The following is a 17,271-nucleotide window of genomic DNA, read 5'->3' on the forward strand; positions in this document are numbered from 1 at the left end:
CTGCCGCAAACATTTTCGTGGGGTGCGCCAAAGTCCTCCTGTATTGCCGGATGCGGCCAGCCTCACCATTTGCATTCCATGACCGAAACGACGACCGCCTCTACGCTCCCGACATACTATCTCAGCCATGGCGGCGGACCATGGCCGTGGATGCCCAATATGGCTCCGGCCTATGCCGTGCTCGACGCTTCGCTGAAGGCGCTGCGCCGCGAACTGGACGAGAAACCGCGGGCGGTGCTGGTGGTGACGGCGCATTGGGAGACGGAGGACTTTACCTTCTCCGCCGCCGAGCGGCCGGGCATGATCTACGATTACTACGGCTTCCCGCCGGAGACCTACGAGATCACCTATCCGGCCCCGGGCCTGCCCTCGCTCGCCGCGCGTGCAGCCGGCCTGCTGCGCGATGGCGGGATGACCGCGAATATCGACGCGGCGCGAGGTTTCGACCACGGCACCTTCAGCCTGATGCAGGCGATCTATCCGGAAGCCGCGATGCCGATCGTGCAGATGTCGATCCGCAAGGACTTCGATCCGGCGCTGCATGTCGAAGCCGGAAAGCTGCTGGCACCCTTACGCGACGAGGGCGTGCTGGTTGTTGGCAGCGGTTTGAGCTTCCACAACCTGCGCGCCATGGGGCCGGTGGGTCGCGATGCCTCGCGCGCATTCGACGGCTGGTTGCAGCAAGCGCTGCTGGGCGCGACGGGTGAGCCGCGCGCCAGCAACTTGTTAGACTGGGAAAAGGCCCCTGCCGCCCGCCATGTCCACCCGCGCGAGGATCACCTGATGCCGCTTCACGCGGCTGTCGGCGCGGCGATGGAGGAGGAGGCGCACCTCTCCTACCACCAGGAAGATTTCTTCGGGGCGATCACCGCTTCCAGCTTCCGCTTCGGCGACGCCCCGCTACCCGTCAGCTGACCTGCGGGGCCTAGCGATAATAGACCAGCGATCCGAGCCAGTAGACGAATTCGTGAAACTGCGGCGTGGAGGAAACCAGCCAGTTGACCGGCTGCGGGATGACCACGATGGCCGCTGCGATCCAGCTGGCAATGCCGACCTTTCCCGATGCCCGCCATTCGCGAAACAGCACGGCGGCCAGCATCGCATTCATCGTCATATAGGTCGCGAAGACAGGCACGCCTTCGGCACCCAGCCCGTGCATATATGTGCGGTTGATCCCCGGCATCAGCACGGCAATCGTCGCGATCAGGACAAGGTTTCGGTGTTCGGCGATGTTTCGTTTCACGGCTCGGATGGCCATGACGAAGATGGCGGCGAAGCTGGGCGGCGCGACGACCGACAGGAAGAACACCTTGGCGGTGGTCGGATCATCCAGCGACCGCGTCACCATGGCGCCCGATGCTCCCACGATCGTGATCATCGCGCCCATGACCACGACCAGCGTGGCGATCGAGATGCCGAAAGTGCCCAGCGACCGGTGCAGCTTCAAATTCTTCGCATTCACCAGTGCGGACTGGACAAGCAGCAGCACCATCCAGGCGAAAAAGACCAGCCCGTGCAGGTGGACGACAGGCGGATCGCCCGATCGCGTTCCCACGGCCGTCGGGTAGAGATAGCTCATGCCGAAGCCCGCGAAGACGAAGGCGCACATCAGCAGGACCATCCAGAAGTGGAAGCTCCGTCGAAAACCTCGCCGCACGGACTTATCCTGCGCGGCACCGGCTGTGGATGCGGTGGCCATATCCTCTTCTCCCCGTCCGGCAGATTAGCGCCTTGCAGTGGCGAGGCAATGGTCCCCGGCGGTGACACCTTGCCCCGTTCCTCCGCCCGGCCTAGCCTTGCCTGCATGAACCGCCCCGCCGCCGTGACCAAGGACGAAAGCTGGAGCTCGAAAGGGCTCGCCCAACGCGATGCGATCAGCGCCTGGCGTGACTGGGCGGCGAGCACGATCGCCCCGATCGAGGTGGAGCTGTTCGACCCCAATGCCTTTGCGGCGCAATGGGTCAGCCACGGGATCGGCCAGCTGCGCCTGCTGCATATCAATGCACCCGCGCAGCGCGTCACCCATATTGGCGAGGAAGGCGCACCAATGCGCGCCTCCCCATCGATCCAGCTGGTCTATGCGCGCCACGGCGTGCTGCGCACCACCATGGCCGGGCGTACGTTCGACGTGGCGCCAGGGCAATTCGTGCTGCTCGACAACACCCGCTTCTACCAGATGGAAATGTCCACCGAACACGAATGCATCGACCTGATGATGCCGCAGGGCTGGCTGGAGAAATACTTGCCCGACCCCTCCACCCTGCTTGCCAGGCCGGTTTCCGCCAGCGCCGGATGGGGTGCACCCTTGGGTGCCTTGATCGAGACGATCCTCGACGGCGGGCTGGACGATGCCCCCCTGCCCCGCCCGCTGATTGCCGAGCAGTTCGGCAGCCTGCTGGCGCTCGCGACGGGCATGGAGGAAACGGACAAGGCTCCCCGGCACAGGAACCAGCTGGCCGCGCGCATCCTGCGGCGGATCGAAAGCGACTATGCCGACCCGGACCTTTCGCCTGAACTGGTCGCGCGCCAGGTGGGGATTTCCAAGCGCTACCTCCAGACGCTGCTGGCGGCGAGCGGCACCAGCTTCGTGCAGGAACTCAACGCCACGCGGCTCGACCGGGCGAGCGAGCTGCTGGCCGACCCGCGCGCGGTGGGGTTGGCGATTGCCGATATCGCCTTTCGCACCGGCTTCCTCGATCCGGGATATTTCACCCGCCTGTTCCGCAAGCGCTTCGGCATCACCCCCCGCGAGTTCCGCGCGGGTAATGCGCCGAGGAGCTAGAGCTGGCTAGCCTTGCCCCAGCCGCGCCAGGCGGGGCGTCACCATCGGGACGGTCAGCATGGTGCTGGCGATGGCCATCAGCAACAGGGCGGTGAATGTCTGCGGGGCGATGATCGCGCGATCGAGCAGGACGTTGGCGAAGATGATCATGATCAGCGCCTTGGTCTGCAACATCCAGCCGATGACCCATGCCTCACCGGAACGCCAGCCCAGCACCCTTCCGGCGATGTGAACCCCAGCCAGCTTGCCCGCTACTGCCGCGACCAGCAGCATGGCCGCGACACCGGCGACTGCCCATCCGCCACCGCTCCAATCGGTCCTGAGGCCAGTGCTGAGAAAGAAGACGGGCATGATGGTGAGAAGGACGATCTCGCGAAAACCATCGAGCTTGCGGCGGTCGAACCAGTCGGATTCCAGCACGCAGCCCGAAAGGAAAGCGCCGACCATGAAATGCAGCCCGGCCCAGTCGGCTGCCAGGCTGCATAATGCCAGCCATACCAGGCCGAGATACCAGCGGTCGCTTTCCGCCACGCGGCGCATGAGCTGGCGCAAGGCCCATGCCAGCAAGGCGAACACCAGCAGGAATGCGGCCTGCCGCGCGATCCGCTCCCCGTCGAGAAGGATGAGGGCCAGCACCGCCCAGATCGCTATGTCATCGAGGCTGGCATAGCGCAGCAGGCGCTGGCCGAGGGGCTGGCGAAAGATGCCCATCCGCTCCATCAGCAGCACCAGGATCGGCAATGCCGTTACCGCGCAGGCCATCCCGATACCCGCCACTCCCTGCACATAGCTGCCATCGCTTCCCAGCCAGCCGGGCGCCTGCAGGATGGCGGCCGCCGCAAGGGCGCCGAACAGGAAGGGCGTGGCAAGTGCGAAGCCCGCGGTGACCGCCGTGTCGCGCCAGCCGTCGAGCGCGGCTTTCAGGTCCAGCTCGATCCCGGCAACGAAGACGAACAGCATCACGGCCCACCAGGCAATGCCGTTGAGCGCGGTCACCACATCGGGCGTGAAGATCGCCTGGTAATATGCGGGATAGACTGCCCCCAGCGCCCCCGGTCCCAGCAGAATGCCGACAAGGATCTGGACCACGACGAGGGGCGCGAAATAGTCCGTCCTGAAGAAACGCCACAGGCTCCACGGAACCGCGAAAATCACCAGCAGGGCGACGAGAAACGTCTCGACGGTATTTGGCATCGGCGTCAGCCACTCTCCCCATGCAGCGCCGGTTGCGAACAACCGGGCCGACATGCGCAGATGCGCCAGAAACCCGGCGATGGGAAGCAGGGAAATCGCCCTTTCCCGGCGTCATGGCCTCATGCGCGGCCGTGTCCGGAATTACCGCCGCGCGACGGGATCCTCGCTGGCCCAGAAGCGCGGCGTGCTCGACGCCTGGAAATCGAAGAAGGCGTTGATCGCGTGGATCTCGTCCCCCCAGATCTTGAACGCCTCATAGGTGATGAGAGCGATATCCTCGCCATAGGAGCCGGTGTCGCCGAAATTCATCCAGAGGAGGACGGTGCCGTACTCCTCATCCACCGCGACCACGCTGGGGATGATCTCCGGGTGCAACATGATGCGCCCTTCATACATGCCGCAATTGCCCCAGCCGCAGCCCTCGCCCGCGGTGATCACGCCGTTCTCGACGCGATAGGTTTCCGGAGCAAAGGGCACGCCGGCATCGGTGAAGTTGCCGATGCGCAGCCCCTCGGTGTAGAGCAGCGCCATCGCCACCATGTCCTCGCGCGACATGCGCTCGCCTTCGGGCACGGCCCGGTCCATGCCGCGCACGGGCGTGTGCAGCTGGTTGGGCTGGAAAGGCGAGTCGGGCGTCACGCGATGCACCTGCGTCTCGATGCCGGAGAGCATGTCGCCTTCCGCGCGCAGCACCACGGTGACCAGCACGGGCACATCGCCATCGCGATAGGCGAGGTGGGCGGCGGCGACCTGGTGGGCGGTGTCGATGTAATCGTGGCGGAAATCCAGCCGTTCGGTCACGATCTCCCAAGCGCCTTCACCCAGTTCGACGAGGCGCGAATTCTCGGTAATGCGGACGTCATCGGTTACCGGCAGGCGCGAGGGGTCACGCGCCTCAAGTGCCTCTGCAAACGCCGTAATATGGTTCGACAGGCAGGCCCTGTCACAATCCTGCGCCTGTGCTGCGGGGGCCATGGCAAAAGCCCCCAGAAAACCCGCCACTACCCCTGCGGCAAGACGCCGTGCATCCTTCCAGAATCGCATTTTCCCTCTCCCGAAAAACCGTTAGCAAGGCTAATCAAATGCGGACGCAATGTCGATCCGGCCCCGTCGGTTAGCTGGAAACAATGTTGTTTCGGAAGAAACAAGACAAAACATCATGCGCTTTTGTCCCATTTGCCATGCGCCCGAATCCTTTGGGCGGCGTGAAGAGCGCGGTATTCTGCTGGCAAGTACAACGTGTCCGCGTGCGCTTCGGGTCGTGAAGCGCAATAAGTAAAAGGCTTGGAGAGGAGCCTGCACGCGCCGCCACCGTCCATCAGAGACGGGGCGGCGCGTCAAAACCCGTCTGAAAGGTATCAGCATGAGCGATGCGCAAAAGGGATTCCCGCTTCCCAGCTCGGTGAAGGTCGTCCCCGGTACGGAGGAGGCGCAGGCCGCCTACCCCTATTACACCCAGTTCCAGCCCGGCGATGACGAGCGCTTCTGGTTCTACAATTCGATGCATTTCCCCGAGCCGATGCATCATTTCGACATGATCACGGCGGAAGCCGCCTATTGCGCGCTGGGGAGCTTCAACACCCGTGTACACGTGCTGCCCACCACCAAGGGCATCGATCATCGCGTCATCAACGGCCGCGTCTTTATCGGCGGCGTGCCGGTAACCGATCCGGCCGAGATCGAGGCACGCACGGCCGAATTCCAGCAGCGCGCCTTCTATTATTACGAGCACTGGGAGAAGCTCTACGACCAGTGGAAGGACAAGATGAAGGCGCTGATCGCCGATGCGCAGGCGCTTCCGACGCCGCATCTACCCGATCTCGAGCCCATCGAAACCACCCATACCGGCAAGGGCGTGGCCGCCAATCACGAGCTGATCGACACATACCGGAAGACGCTCGAAGGCTACTTCCGCATGTGGCACCACCATTTCGAGTTCCTGCTGCTCGGATATGGCGCCTATCTGACCTTCTTCGATTTCTGCAAGAAGGCCTTCCCGGAGATTTCCGACCAGGCGATCAGCCGCATGGTCGCCGGTATGGAAGCCGAGATATTCAAGCCGGACGAGGAAGTGAAACGCCTCGCCCGCCGCGCCGTGGAACTGGGCGTGGATCAGCATTTCACCGATGACATGGATATCGACAAGGTGCTGGCCGATCTGGATGCGGTTGGAAACAGCGGCAAGGAATGGCTGGGCGAGCTGGAGACCAGCCGCAACCCGTGGTTCAACGTCAATGTCGGCGATGGTTTCTACCACTATCACCGCAGCTGGAACGATGACCTCTCCATGCCTTTCGCGGCGCTTCCCGGCTATATCGAGAAGATCAAGGCGGGCGAGAATATCGAACGCCCGATGGACAGGCTGGTGGAGGAGCGCGAGCAGCTCGTCGCCGACTATCGCGAACTCCTCGATACCGATGAGGACAGGGCGACCTATGACCAGCTGATCGAGCTCGCGCACCGCGTCTTCCCCTATGTCGAGGGTCACAAGTTCTATTGCGAACATTGGTACACGAACCTGTTCTTCAACAAGATCAGGGAATTCGGTGCCCTGTTGGTGGAACACGGCTTCTTCGCTCGCGAGGAGGACGTGTTCCACCTCACCCATTACGAGCTCGAAAGCGCGATTGTGGATCTGATGCTGAGCTGGTCCTCCGGCTCCGCTCCGATCGGCCCGCAGCGCTGGCCCGCGATCGTCGAACAGCGGAAAGCAGCCATCGCCACCTGGGCAGAACACACCGTGCCCCCGGCGCTGGGCCATGTGCCCGACGTGATCGACGATCCGGCCATCGTAATGCTGTGGGGCATCACCCGCGAGAATCTCGACAGCTGGCTGTCCGATGGGACAAGCGATCCCAACGAGCTGAAGGGCTTTGCCGCCTGCTCCGGCGTGGTCGAAGGCACGGCGCGCGTGATCAAGTCCGTCGCTGAAATCAGCCGTATCCAGCAGGGAGATATCCTCGTCTGCCAGGTCACCAATCCCACCTGGTCACCACTGTTCCAGAAGATCAGCGCGGCGGTTTCCGATATCGGCGGATCGATGAGCCACATGGCCATCGTCGCGCGCGAATATGGCCTGCCCGCCGTGGTTGGCACCGGCTCCGCCACGCTCAAGATCAAGGACGGCGCGCGCATCCGTGTCGATGGCGGTAAGGGCACGGTAAGCATCCTCGATAATGAGCCGGTGCTGGAGGACGCGTGATGACACGCGACGAGGACTCGTCTGATGGGGCTGGCTGGTCCGAACGGCAGATGCGGAAGGTCAGCTCTCGAACCGAAGTTGATTCGAGAAGGGGAAACCCTTCGATTGCCCTTCGAGGATCGGCTCCTGATGTCGTTCGATTCTTCTCGTCCGTCTCAACGCCGCCGCCGCTGTTTAGGGTGATGGGTTTCGGAGGGGGACTATACGGCTGGCTCCATGATGCGAGAATTCCAGCCGGCCATGTGAAGTTATATTTTTTGACTGCGTTGTGGCTGCCCGTGATTCCAGTTCACGCTTACGCTGTAACGCCGGTGGATCGAGGCTTTCGCTTTCATGCTTCGATAAACCTTTTCAACTTGGTTAGGGCATTTCGAGGACGGGTTTTTCCGCTCTATCTAACCGCATTAATAGAAGGGGTCGGCTGGTTGATTGCGTTCGGCACAGTGATTGCTCTGGTCTATGGGGCGTTCTATTGGTTGAGGTCGTTGCTGTGAGCAGTTTCAACGCCGTCGCCTGGTTTGCCGATGTCGGCATTGCCGATCGCCCTACCGTGGGCGGCAAGGGCGGTTCGCTGGGCGAATTGACCAGCGCGGGCATTGCCGTGCCGCCCGGCTTCGTGGTGACCACTTCAGCCTTCGAAACTTTCCTTGCGGCTCTCGAAGCGCGTGAGCCGATCCGCCCGCTGGTGGAAGCGCTCGACCCGCAGGACCATGGCGCGGCGACCAAGCTGTCCGAACTATTGCGCGCCCGCGTGATGGAAGAGCCAATGCCGGCACAAGTCGAGCAGGCGATCACCGATGCCATGCGCCAGCTCTGCCCGGATGGCGAGCCGGTGGCCGTGCGCTCCTCCGCCACCACGGAAGATGCCGAAGATGCGAGCTTTGCCGGCCTGCAGGACACGTTCCTGTGGGTGCTGACGCCGAAGGACATGGCGCACAAGGTGCGCGAATGCTGGGGCAGCCTCTATTCGGTCGAGAGCATGACCTATCGCCGCAAGCAGGGCTTCCCTGAAGACCAGGTGGCGATGGCCGTGGTTGTGCAGCAGATGGTCGATGCCAGATGCGCTGGCGTGATGTTCACTCGTTCACCCACCACGGGCGACAAGTCTGTCATCACTATCGAGGGTGCATGGGGCCTCGGCTCCTCTGTCGTCTCGGGCGAGGTGACGCCGGACAAATGGGTGCTCGGCAAGATCACCGGCGAGATCAGCCAGCGCGACATCTCCGACAAGCATGCGCGGCAGGTACCCGCCGACAGTGGCGGAATTGTCGAGCTGGAGAATGACGAGGACATGCGCAAGGCGCCCTGCCTCACCGACGATGAGCTGATGGGCCTGCGCGAAGTGGGTCGCAGGATCGAGCGGCATTACGGCAAGCCGCAGGATATCGAATGGGCTCTCGACAAAGAGGGCAACATCCTGCTGCTGCAATCCCGCCCGGAGACCGTATGGTCGATGAAAGATGCCGAGGCCAAGCCCGTCGCGGCGCCAGTCGACAATCCGATGGCGCATGTGATGAACATCTTCGGAGGGCGCAAGTGAGCCGTCTGTCCGGCAAGGACATTGCCGAAATCGCCAAGCTGCTCGACGAGAGCCACTTCACCTCGCTCGACTTGCAGATGGGCGAGTTCAAGCTGCGCATCCGCCGCGATGGCGGCGGCGGTGGCGGCTGGTCCGAGCGCGAGGTGGACGAGGTGGAAGCGGCTCCCGCGCCTGCTCCCTCGCCTGCACCTTCTGCCGCTGCACCCGCTGCTGCGGCCAGCGACGAGGTTGACGTCCCCGCCCCGCTGCTCGGCAATTTCTACGCCGCGCCGCGTCCGGGCGAACCGCCCTTCGTGGCCGTGGGGGACAAGGTCGGCCCCGACACCACCATCGGCATTATCGAAGTCATGAAGCTGATGAACCCGATCCGCGCGGGCGTTGCGGGCACGATCACCGCACTCCTCGCCGAAAACGGCACGGCGGTGGAGGAAGGCCAGGCGCTCATCCGCGTGAAGGTGGACGGCTGATGGCGATTGTTTCTTTCCTCGTCATTCCCGCGAAGGCGGGAATCCAGATTGAGGCGCTCGTGGCTCCGCGCTGGATCCCCGCCTTCGCGGGGATGACGAACGGGTCGGAAAGGTACTCGCGCCATGGCTAAGATTGGCATCGTTGAAACGTCGCTGCGAGACGGTAACCAGTGCCTGTGGGGCGCGCTGGGTGTGGATACCGCCAAGACGCTGACCATCGCGCCTGCGATGGAGCGAGCAGGCTATCGCGCTATCGATTTCACCACCTCCACTCATATGGGCGTGGCGGTGCGCTACAAGCAGGAGGACCCGTGGGAGCGGATCCGCGGCATGGCGGAGATCTGCAAGGACACGCCCTTGCAGTTCCTCTCCACCGGCTTCCGCTTCATCGCATGGGAAACGGCGACGCCCGAATTCATGGAGCTGGCCTTCCGCACGCTCGCCACCAACGGCATTCGCCGCTTCGCACTGGCGGACCCGATGAACGATGCGCAGGCGAACGCCGACGTCGCCAAGATGGTCAAGCGCGCGGGCGGCGATCAGGTGGTGGGGGCGCTCGTCTATTCGATCAGCCCGATCCATGACGATGCGCATTATGCCGAGGCGGCCCGCATCATGGCCGCCAGCCCCGATATCGACGCGCTCTACATCAAGGACCCCGGCGGCCTGCTGACGCCCAAGCGCGCGCAGACGCTGATCCCTGCGATCCTGGCCGAGATCGGTGACAAGCCGCTCGAACTGCACAATCACTGCACCATCGGCCTTGCCGAACCGGCTTGCCTCGAGGCGGCGGACCTCGGCGTGGCGGCGATGCAATGCGCCAGCGGCGGCGCGGCGGACGGGACCAGCAACCCGCCGATCATGCGCATGATCCGCAACCTGCGCGCGCAAGGCCATGAGGTGGAAATCGACGACGAGGCAGCGCAGGAAGTCGCCGACTTCTGGACCGCTGCGGCTGAGGCGGAAGGCCTGCCCACCGGCAGCCCGATGGCTTTCGATGCCGCCTATTTCCAGCACAACCTGCCCGGCGGAATGGTCGGCACCATGCGCCGCCACCTCGCCGACCAGAATGTGCCGCATCTGGAACAGGCGGTGATCGAGGAGATGGGCCGCGTTCGGCAGGAGCTTGGCTGGCCCATCGTGATGACGCCCTTCGCCCAGATGCTGCAGACGCAGGCGATGATGAACGTGACCGGCAAGGGACGCTGGGAGATTATCCCGGACGAGATCATCCGCTTCGCCATCGGCAAGTTCGGCCGCCCCAATGCGCCCGTCGATCCCGACGTGATGGACCGCATCATGTCTAATCCGCGCACCAAGGAGCTGGAAGCCGAAACAGGCATGGCGGACTTGAAGACGCTCAGGAAGAAGATCGGCGAGACCCTGTCCGACGAAGAATTCCTGCTGCGCGCCACCATGCCTGCTGAGCTAGTGAACGCCATGCAGGACGCCGGTCCTGCCCCACGCGAATACGATCCCGATACGGTGGCGGTGATGGAACTGCTGCGCACCGTCCTCTCCCGCCGCGATGTCGACAGCTTTGGGCTGGAGAAAGAGGACTTCAAACTTGAGGTCTCCGCGTGAGACCCACCACTCCCGTCATTGTGTGGAGTGAAACGGCGGCGGCGAAGCTCGCCGTAGGCAACCAATCCAGAGTGGTTGCGCGCGACGCCCCGGATTGCCGCGTCGCCTGCGGCTCCTCGCAATGACGAATTGGGAAGACACTGCATGACCATCCGCAAGCCGAAAGGCTTCATGTTCGATCTCGACGGGACACTGATCCTCTCCAACCGCAAGCTGGGCAGCTATGACCCCATCGAAGGCGCGGCGGAGGCCTTGGGCGAGCTGGACCGGCTCGGCATCCCATGGCTCGCGCTGACCAATGGCAGCGCCTATCCGTCCCGCGTGCAAGGCCCGCGCCTGCGCGATGCGGGCGTGCCCGTGCCGGACGAGAAGCTGTTCACGCCTAACTCCGTAGCGGCCAAAGTGATCGCCGATCGCGGCTATTCCAACGTCCTCGTGCTCGGCCTCGAAAGCGTGGCGGAGGCGCTCACCGAAATGGGCGTCTCCTGCTCGATGCTCGGCGATGACGACGCGAAGCATGCCGACGCCGTCTATGTCGCCTGGCATCCCGATTGCGTGATGGACCACATCCACCTCGGCTGCGAGCGGGTGATGGACGGCGCCGCCTTCCTATCCGCCAGCGACGTGCCCTTCTTCGCCACCAAGGAAGGCCGCAGCTTCGGCTATTCCTGCGCGATCAACGGCGCGATCAACCGCGTGACCGGGGTAGAGCCGGAACCGACCGGCAAGCCCTCCGCACACGCAATGGAAGTGATCGCCGACACGCTAGGCATCGCCAAGGAAGATGTCGGCGTGGTGGGCGACGATGCGACGGCGGAAATGCTGATGGCGCGTGAGGCTGGCGCGATCGGCATCGCCGTCACCTCAGGCTCCACCAGCGCCGAGGAATGGGCCGCCCAGCCGCCCGAAAAGACACCGCATCTGGTGATCGCCAATATCGGCGAACTGGTGGAGGCCTGCGGACTGGGTTAAGCCAGCGGCATGAACGCAGTTGTGCGCCTTGTTGTGCCCACCTTAGTGCTGCTATCGCTTGCCGCCTGCGCATCCAGGGAAACGATTCCACTGGAGGATGTCCTCGCATCGGACCTCTCCGGCGATGAATTGATTGATGCCTACTTCGACAGGCTTACCTATCTGAGCAGTGATGCCGACCTGTTCGTGGCTGAGCTCGAAGAGGCGGGCTTCATCGCCTCCCTGCCAGGCCGTGAGGAGTTCCTGCTCCAGAATTCATCCTATCACTGCAATGTCTGGGAATATTACGACCAAGAGACGCCGATGTGGGCACTGATCCAGGCATGCCACGTCAAACATACGGGCGAGATCGAGTTGCGCCGCTTTGGCATCGCCCGAAAGAACATGACCGAGGACGAACTCGGCGAAGGTGTGGATTGACCCTCTGCTATTCCATCAACGAAATGGTCCCGCGCGCGGCGGCGGCTCGCAGCCGCCCGAAAAGACACCGCATCTGGTGATCGCCAATATCGGCGAACTGGTGGAGGCCTGCGGACTGGGCTAACACCGCGCGCATGACCGAGACCATCCGCACCGACTGGACGCGCGAGGAAATCGCCGCGCTGTTCAATTTGCCCTTTACCGAATTGCTATTCCGCGCCGCAGAAGTGCATCGCCAGCACCACCGGCCGGACGAGGTGCAGCTGTGCACGCTGCTCTCGATCAAGACCGGCGGTTGCCCGGAGGATTGCGGCTATTGCTCGCAAAGCGTGAAGGCCGATAGCGGGGTCGAGGCGACCAAGCTGATGGATGTGCGCGAGGTGCTGCAGCGCGCGGCGCAGGCCCGCGATGCCGGATCGCAGCGCTTCTGCATGGGCGCCGCATGGCGCAATCCCAAGGATCGCGACATGCCCAGGATCGTCGAGATCGTGAAAGGCGTCTCCGCCATGGGCATGGAAACCTGCATGACGCTGGGCATGCTGGAGCCGCATCAGGCCAAGCAACTCGCCGAAGCGGGCCTCGATTATTACAATCACAATGTCGACACGGGGCCCGAATATTACGAGCGCGTGATCTCGACGCGATCCTATGAAGACCGGCTCGATACGCTTGCCAATGTCCGCCAGGCGGGCATCAATGTCTGCTCGGGCGGCATCGTCGGCATGGGCGAAACGCGCGAGGACCGGGTGGGCTTCGTCCACACGCTCGCCACGCTGGAGCGGCACCCCGAAAGCGTGCCGGTGAATGCGCTGGTGCCCGTGAAAGGCACCGTGCTGGGCGACATGCTGGCCGATACGCCGCTTGCGAAGATCGACGATATCGAATTCGTGCGCACCGTGGCCGTTGCGCGCATCGCCATGCCGATGAGCATGGTGCGCCTTTCAGCCGGGCGCGAGAGCATGTCCGAAGCGACGCAGGCCATGTGCTTCATGGCGGGCGCGAACTCGATCTTCACCGGCGACAAGCTGCTGACCGCGCCCAATGCGGGTGACGACGAGGATGCGGCCATGCTCGCGCGCCTCGGCATGAAGCCGCTCGAAGGCGAAGAACCCGCTCGGGCGTGCAAGGCTGTGGAGAAGGCGCAATGATGTTTCTGATTGCCTCCCTCGCATATGCACAGGCCGTCGCAACCGAGCTTGAGCGCTGCATTGCGCTACCTGACGATCTGGCCGCTCTCGAATGTGTTTACAGTGTGGAGGGCAGCACCGGGGAGGCAATGGGCGCACGCAATTTCGAACTAGTGAATGTGCTGGGCGAATGGGACGGGACTGGCCAGCCGGACGGAACCGATTCCGAAAATGCAGCGCAGGAGGCGTTTATCGATTCCGCCTCGGCATGGATCGACAGCCGCAACGCCAGCTGCCGCTTCGAGACGATATTGCAAGAAATAGACTCGCGGCTTGCCTTTCTCGCGTGCCGCGCGCGGATGAACGCGGAGCGCGTTGTTCATATAGAGAGCTATCTTAGAAGGCTCGCAGCTCCAGGAGGGCTTTCAGAAACAGACCCCCTGTCCATTTCGCAAGCGGAGAAGAACCCATGACCGATCAGAAGCTCGAAACACTCACTATTCACGCCGGGTGTGAGCCTGATCCGACGACCAATGCGCGGATCACGCCAATTTACCAGACGGCCAGCTATGTGTTTGACGATGCGGACCATGCCGCGCGGCTGTTCGGCCTGCAGGAATTCGGCAACATCTACAGCCGCATCATGAACCCCACCACTGATGCGCTGGAGAAGAAGATCGCGGCGCTCGAAGGCGGTGTCGGCGCGCTGGGCGTGGCATCGGGCCATGCGGCGCAGTTGATCGCCTTTCACACGCTGATGGAGCCGGGCTGTAATATCGTCGCGGCGAAGAAGCTCTATGGCGGCTCGCTCAACCAGATGGGTGAGAGCTTCAAGAAATTCGCCTGGGAAACGCGCTTTGTCGATGCGGACGATGCAGCCAATGTCGCCGCTGCCATTGATGACAAGACGCGCTGCGTCTTTATCGAAAGTCTCGCCAATCCGGGCGGCGTGGTCAGCGATATCGCCGCCATCGCCAAGGTCGCGCATGATGCGGGCGTGCCGCTGATCGTGGACAATACCATGGCTACACCGGCGCTGTGCCGCCCGATCGAACATGGCGCGGATATCGTGGTGCACTCGGCGACCAAGTTTCTCAACGGCCACGGCAATTCCATTGGTGGGCTGATCGTCGATAGCGGCAAGTTCGACTGGAAGGCGCAAGGTGACAAGTTCCCCAGCCTGACCCAGCCCAACGGCTCCTATCACGGCGCGGTGCTGGTCGATGCGCTGGCGCCAGTCGGTCCCATCGCCTTCATCATAGGCTGCCGCGTGTTGGGCCTGCGCGACCTCGGCCCCGCCATGGCGCCGATGAACGCCTTCCTTGCCCTCACCGGCATGGAGACGCTGGCGCTGCGGATGGAACGGCATTGTGCGAACGCGCTGGCGCTGGCGAAACACCTTGAGGCGCATCCGAAGATCGACTGGGTGTTCTACTCCGGCCTCGAGTCCAACGACTACAATGCGCTGGCGAAGCAGTATCTTGGCGGCAAGGGCGGCGCGGTATTCACCTTCGGTGTGAAGGGCGGGTTCGAGGCTGGCGTGAAGCTGGTTTCCAGCGTCAAGCTGTTCAGCCACCTTGCCAATATCGGCGACACGCGCAGCCTGATCATCCACCCTGCCTCCACCACGCATAGCCAGCTGGAAGGCGAGGAACTGGTGGCCGCGGGTGCTGGGCCCGACGTGGTGCGCGTCTCAGTCGGCATCGAGCATATCGACGATATCATCGCCGATATCGACGCGGCGCTCGCCACCCTGTGAGCTTCGACTACGAGGCCTATATCGACTGTTTCCTGACCGGCGATGACGAGGTGCTGGTCGAGCGCTTCTTTGCCGAGGATTGCGAGATGCATTCCGGCTCCGGCGTCAGGCGCGGGAAGCAGGGCATGCGTGAATTCCTCGCCTGGGCGCATGACGGTGTGCGCGAATGCCCGCGCATCCAGCGCTATGTGCAGGAAGCGGACGTGGTGTTTGCCGATATCGACATGGACTTCCATGCGACCGAGCATCGCCCCAACTTCCCTTTCGGCGAGATGCATCCGGGTGATACCAAAACGGTTAAGTTTCTCGCTCGATATGACCTGAATGGTGAAGGAAAGATCACGAAACTGGTCACCGCCGCGTGGCCACCCGAACAGGAGGTGACGAAGCTTTCCCCATTGGGCGGGCATCCCAGCCAGCTTGCCGCCTATCACGCCTACGCCGCCGCCTTTTCCAATGGCGATGCGGAGCGCTTCACGCGCTTCTATACCGACGACGTGGTGCTTGACCTCTCCAGCCTGCCTCCCATCGCGACCGCTCAGGGCATTGCCGAATTCTACGACACGATGTTCAAGAGCGTGCGCGAGACGCTTACGATCCACTCGATCGAGGCGAGCGACGAGAGGATCGAGGTCGATTGCACCAGCCGCTTTACCGCTGTTGAGGATGCGCCCGATTTCGTGGTCGGCGCGCTCGCCAAAGGGGACTGGGTCGATGTCCCCATCCTTGCCAGCTACACTTTGCGCGACGGATATATCTGCCACATCCGCACGCGGCGCGGCGGGGAGCCGGTCTTCACCCGCGCCGGCTGAGCAGCGCTTCGGCCCGCGCAAGGTCGTCGGGCGTATCGACATCCAGGCACATCAGCGGCGGCGGCGGGATCGCCTGCACATCCTCGCGCGCGGCGAGCAGCGCGGCCGCGCCCTGGTCGCCCTTGAGCTTGATCAGCGCGTGCAATTCATCTGCCGGGAACAGCGCGGGGACACCCAGCCTGTGGCCGGGCCAGGTGGTCGCGGCAAGGCCATCCACCTCGGCCAGCTCGGCCAGGTGGTCGGGGTCGAGCAGCGGCATGTCCGCCAGCACCACCAGCAGAGCGCTGCCGCGTGCCTGTGCCTCGCGCGCGGCAAGGGCCAGCGAAGTGCCCAGACCTTCCGCCGCCTTGGCATTCACGCAGAGTTCCCAGCCGGATTCCGCGGCGAACGTGGGCACCTTGTCCCCCACGACGATGATACCCGGATCGAGGTCCGCACCTGCAACGGCATCGAGCACCCATTGGGCCAGCCGCTTGCCTGCTACCGCTGCGTCAAGTTTGCCGCCGCCGAAGCGCGCAGCCTCACCTGCCGCCAGCACCGCGACCAGCAGGCCGCCCTCAGCCACGGCTCACCCCGTGATGCGGATGGATCGCCTCATATTCGCCCACGACGCTGGCGAGGATGGAGAGCGCCAGCGCCATCGGCTCGCGGCTGTGCTGCACTACGCCGATCGGGCTGGCGACGCGGGCGAGTGCATCTTCGTTCACGCCTGCGGCCAGTAACCGCTCGGCCCGCTCCTCACGCGCCGACCTGCCGCCCTGCGCGCCGATGAAGAAGGCAGGCGTTTGGAGCGCCCATTGCAGGATCGCCTGCTCCCATTCGTGATCGTGGAAGAGCAGCACCACACCGGTCCAGCGATCGACCGACACACCGCCCGGTGCCTTGCCGAGCGACAACCCGTCCGATCCGTCCTTGCTGAAGGTCTCCACCTCCAGCCCCGCCGAACGGCCGAGCAGCGCAAGCGCATCCAGCTCTGGCCCCTCGCCGAACAGCACCAGCCTGAGCGAAGGGACATAATGCCGCTCCGCCAGCGGTCCGAGCGGCAGCGAGAGGCTCGCTTCTTCTCGCGCCTCCAGCTTGGCCAACACTTCGCGGCAGGCCACATGGTCGGGCGCAGGATCGACAAGGATATCGAGCCCGCTGCCACACGGAAGGCGGAAATCGATGAGAGGCGAGCCCGCGCCGAAACGCATCACGCGCCGCTCGCCGCCAGAGGCGATCTCGGTCGCCAGCTGCTTTTCCAGGCACCCGTCTGCCAGGCTGCCGGTCACGCTTCCATCGGGCGATACCGCCAGCTGCGCGCCCAGACGGCGCGAGAAGCTGCCTTCGATGCCGGTTATGGTGCACAAGCCGACGCCCTGCGTGCAGGCCGCACGCAGGGCGTCATGATCGCTTGCCAGCAAGCCGGTGGA

Annotated in this window: 18 protein-coding genes; 13 read left to right on the forward strand and 5 right to left on the reverse strand. The window is 63.7% G+C overall.

Going from position 1 to position 17,271, the window contains the following annotated elements:
• The first annotated feature begins 78 nt into the window (after positions 1-78).
• Positions 79-915, forward strand: coding sequence for a DODA-type extradiol aromatic ring-opening family dioxygenase (locus E5222_RS10320; RefSeq protein WP_136693663.1), 837 nt, complete (start codon positions 79-81; stop codon positions 913-915).
• Between the two features lie 10 nt (positions 916-925).
• On the opposite strand, the gene E5222_RS10325 is transcribed toward E5222_RS10320, so the two are convergent.
• Positions 926-1,699 (reverse strand): hypothetical protein, encoded by a 774-nt coding sequence (locus tag E5222_RS10325; RefSeq protein WP_136693664.1) that lies wholly within the window; start codon positions 1,697-1,699, stop codon positions 926-928.
• A gap of 105 nt (positions 1,700-1,804) precedes the next feature.
• On the opposite strand from E5222_RS10325, the gene E5222_RS10330 reads away from it, so the two are divergent.
• Positions 1,805-2,782 (forward strand): AraC family transcriptional regulator, encoded by a 978-nt coding sequence (locus E5222_RS10330; RefSeq protein WP_169053550.1) that lies wholly within the window; start codon positions 1,805-1,807, stop codon positions 2,780-2,782.
• A gap of 6 nt (positions 2,783-2,788) precedes the next feature.
• On the opposite strand, the gene E5222_RS10335 is transcribed toward E5222_RS10330, so the two are convergent.
• Both E5222_RS10335 and E5222_RS10340 read right to left on the reverse strand, forming a co-directional pair.
• Positions 2,789-3,976, reverse strand: coding sequence for a cation:proton antiporter (locus E5222_RS10335; protein ID WP_136693666.1), 1,188 nt, complete (start codon positions 3,974-3,976; stop codon positions 2,789-2,791).
• Positions 3,977-4,117: 141 nt separating this feature from the next.
• Positions 4,118-5,020: a DUF8021 domain-containing protein gene (locus E5222_RS10340; RefSeq protein ID WP_136693667.1), complete on the reverse strand. Its 903-nt coding sequence runs from the start codon at positions 5,018-5,020 to the stop codon at positions 4,118-4,120.
• 319 nt (positions 5,021-5,339) lie between these two features.
• Here E5222_RS10340 and E5222_RS10345 point away from each other — a divergent pair, with 319 nt between their 5' ends.
• From E5222_RS10345 to E5222_RS10395, 11 genes are all read left to right on the forward strand, one after another.
• The gene (locus tag E5222_RS10345) at positions 5,340-7,178 is read left to right on the forward strand and encodes a PEP-utilizing enzyme (RefSeq protein ID WP_136693668.1); all 1,839 of its coding nucleotides are present in this window, start codon (positions 5,340-5,342) and stop codon (positions 7,176-7,178) included.
• The gene (locus tag E5222_RS10350; RefSeq protein ID WP_136693669.1) at positions 7,178-7,672 is read left to right on the forward strand and encodes a hypothetical protein; all 495 of its coding nucleotides are present in this window, start codon (positions 7,178-7,180) and stop codon (positions 7,670-7,672) included. Before E5222_RS10345 ends, E5222_RS10350 begins: the two co-directional genes overlap by 1 nt.
• Positions 7,669-8,718 carry a PEP/pyruvate-binding domain-containing protein gene (locus E5222_RS10355; protein ID WP_136693670.1) on the forward strand — a complete coding sequence of 350 codons (1,050 nt, stop codon included), beginning with the start codon at positions 7,669-7,671 and terminating at the stop codon, positions 8,716-8,718. Before E5222_RS10350 ends, E5222_RS10355 begins: the two co-directional genes overlap by 4 nt.
• A complete protein-coding gene (locus E5222_RS10360) occupies positions 8,715-9,185 on the forward strand; it encodes an acetyl-CoA carboxylase biotin carboxyl carrier protein (protein WP_211196126.1) in 471 nt (156 codons plus the stop codon). Before E5222_RS10355 ends, E5222_RS10360 begins: the two co-directional genes overlap by 4 nt.
• A gap of 123 nt (positions 9,186-9,308) precedes the next feature.
• A complete protein-coding gene (locus tag E5222_RS10365) occupies positions 9,309-10,769 on the forward strand; it encodes a biotin carboxyl carrier protein (RefSeq protein ID WP_136693671.1) in 1,461 nt (486 codons plus the stop codon).
• A gap of 144 nt (positions 10,770-10,913) precedes the next feature.
• A complete protein-coding gene (locus E5222_RS10370; protein ID WP_136693672.1) occupies positions 10,914-11,741 on the forward strand; it encodes an HAD-IIA family hydrolase in 828 nt (275 codons plus the stop codon).
• Positions 11,742-11,750: 9 nt separating this feature from the next.
• Complete coding sequence (locus E5222_RS10375; protein ID WP_136693673.1) at positions 11,751-12,161, forward strand: hypothetical protein; 411 nt, start codon at positions 11,751-11,753, stop codon at positions 12,159-12,161.
• Between the two features lie 134 nt (positions 12,162-12,295).
• Positions 12,296-13,309, forward strand: a complete 1,014-nt coding sequence (gene bioB / locus E5222_RS10380; RefSeq protein WP_136693674.1) for a biotin synthase BioB — start codon at positions 12,296-12,298, stop codon at positions 13,307-13,309.
• The gene (locus E5222_RS10385) at positions 13,306-13,761 is read left to right on the forward strand and encodes a lysozyme inhibitor LprI family protein (protein ID WP_136693675.1); all 456 of its coding nucleotides are present in this window, start codon (positions 13,306-13,308) and stop codon (positions 13,759-13,761) included. Before bioB ends, E5222_RS10385 begins: the two co-directional genes overlap by 4 nt.
• Positions 13,758-15,047 carry an O-acetylhomoserine aminocarboxypropyltransferase gene (locus E5222_RS10390; protein ID WP_136693676.1) on the forward strand — a complete coding sequence of 430 codons (1,290 nt, stop codon included), beginning with the start codon at positions 13,758-13,760 and terminating at the stop codon, positions 15,045-15,047. The genes E5222_RS10385 and E5222_RS10390 overlap by 4 nt, the downstream gene beginning before the upstream one ends.
• Positions 15,044-15,859 carry a nuclear transport factor 2 family protein gene (locus E5222_RS10395; protein WP_136693677.1) on the forward strand — a complete coding sequence of 272 codons (816 nt, stop codon included), beginning with the start codon at positions 15,044-15,046 and terminating at the stop codon, positions 15,857-15,859. Before E5222_RS10390 ends, E5222_RS10395 begins: the two co-directional genes overlap by 4 nt.
• On the opposite strand, the gene E5222_RS10400 is transcribed toward E5222_RS10395, so the two are convergent.
• A complete protein-coding gene (locus E5222_RS10400) occupies positions 15,843-16,424 on the reverse strand; it encodes a nucleotidyltransferase family protein (protein WP_136693678.1) in 582 nt (193 codons plus the stop codon). The genes E5222_RS10395 and E5222_RS10400 overlap by 17 nt on opposite strands.
• Complete coding sequence (locus tag E5222_RS10405; protein WP_136693679.1) at positions 16,417-17,262, reverse strand: XdhC family protein; 846 nt, start codon at positions 17,260-17,262, stop codon at positions 16,417-16,419. The genes E5222_RS10400 and E5222_RS10405 overlap by 8 nt, the downstream gene beginning before the upstream one ends.
• Between the last annotated feature and the right edge of the window lie 9 nt (positions 17,263-17,271).

The organism is Alteraurantiacibacter aquimixticola, from assembly GCF_004965515.1.
GTDB classification, from domain to species: Bacteria; Pseudomonadota; Alphaproteobacteria; order Sphingomonadales; family Sphingomonadaceae; genus Alteraurantiacibacter; species Alteraurantiacibacter aquimixticola.

Excerpts from the sequence above, each read along its gene's own strand:
- bioB (WP_136693674.1), top strand. The coding sequence starts at position 12,296 with ATGACCGAGACCATCCGCACCGACTGGACGCGCGAGGAAATCGCCGCG.
- E5222_RS10345 (WP_136693668.1), top strand. The coding sequence starts at position 5,340 with ATGAGCGATGCGCAAAAGGGATTCCCGCTTCCCAGCTCGGTGAAGGTC.
- E5222_RS10375 (WP_136693673.1), top strand. The coding sequence starts at position 11,751 with ATGAACGCAGTTGTGCGCCTTGTTGTGCCCACCTTAGTGCTGCTATCG.
- E5222_RS10370 (WP_136693672.1), top strand. The coding sequence starts at position 10,914 with ATGACCATCCGCAAGCCGAAAGGCTTCATGTTCGATCTCGACGGGACA.
- E5222_RS10390 (WP_136693676.1), top strand. The coding sequence starts at position 13,758 with ATGACCGATCAGAAGCTCGAAACACTCACTATTCACGCCGGGTGTGAG.
- E5222_RS10365 (WP_136693671.1), top strand. The coding sequence starts at position 9,309 with ATGGCTAAGATTGGCATCGTTGAAACGTCGCTGCGAGACGGTAACCAG.
- E5222_RS10320 (WP_136693663.1), top strand. The coding sequence starts at position 79 with ATGACCGAAACGACGACCGCCTCTACGCTCCCGACATACTATCTCAGC.
- E5222_RS10340 (WP_136693667.1), bottom strand. The coding sequence starts at position 5,020 with ATGCGATTCTGGAAGGATGCACGGCGTCTTGCCGCAGGGGTAGTGGCG.
- E5222_RS10335 (WP_136693666.1), bottom strand. The coding sequence starts at position 3,976 with ATGCCAAATACCGTCGAGACGTTTCTCGTCGCCCTGCTGGTGATTTTC.
- E5222_RS10325 (WP_136693664.1), bottom strand. The coding sequence starts at position 1,699 with ATGGCCACCGCATCCACAGCCGGTGCCGCGCAGGATAAGTCCGTGCGG.
- E5222_RS10350 (WP_136693669.1), top strand. The coding sequence starts at position 7,178 with ATGACACGCGACGAGGACTCGTCTGATGGGGCTGGCTGGTCCGAACGG.
- E5222_RS10385 (WP_136693675.1), top strand. The coding sequence starts at position 13,306 with ATGATGTTTCTGATTGCCTCCCTCGCATATGCACAGGCCGTCGCAACC.
- E5222_RS10330 (WP_169053550.1), top strand. The coding sequence starts at position 1,805 with ATGAACCGCCCCGCCGCCGTGACCAAGGACGAAAGCTGGAGCTCGAAA.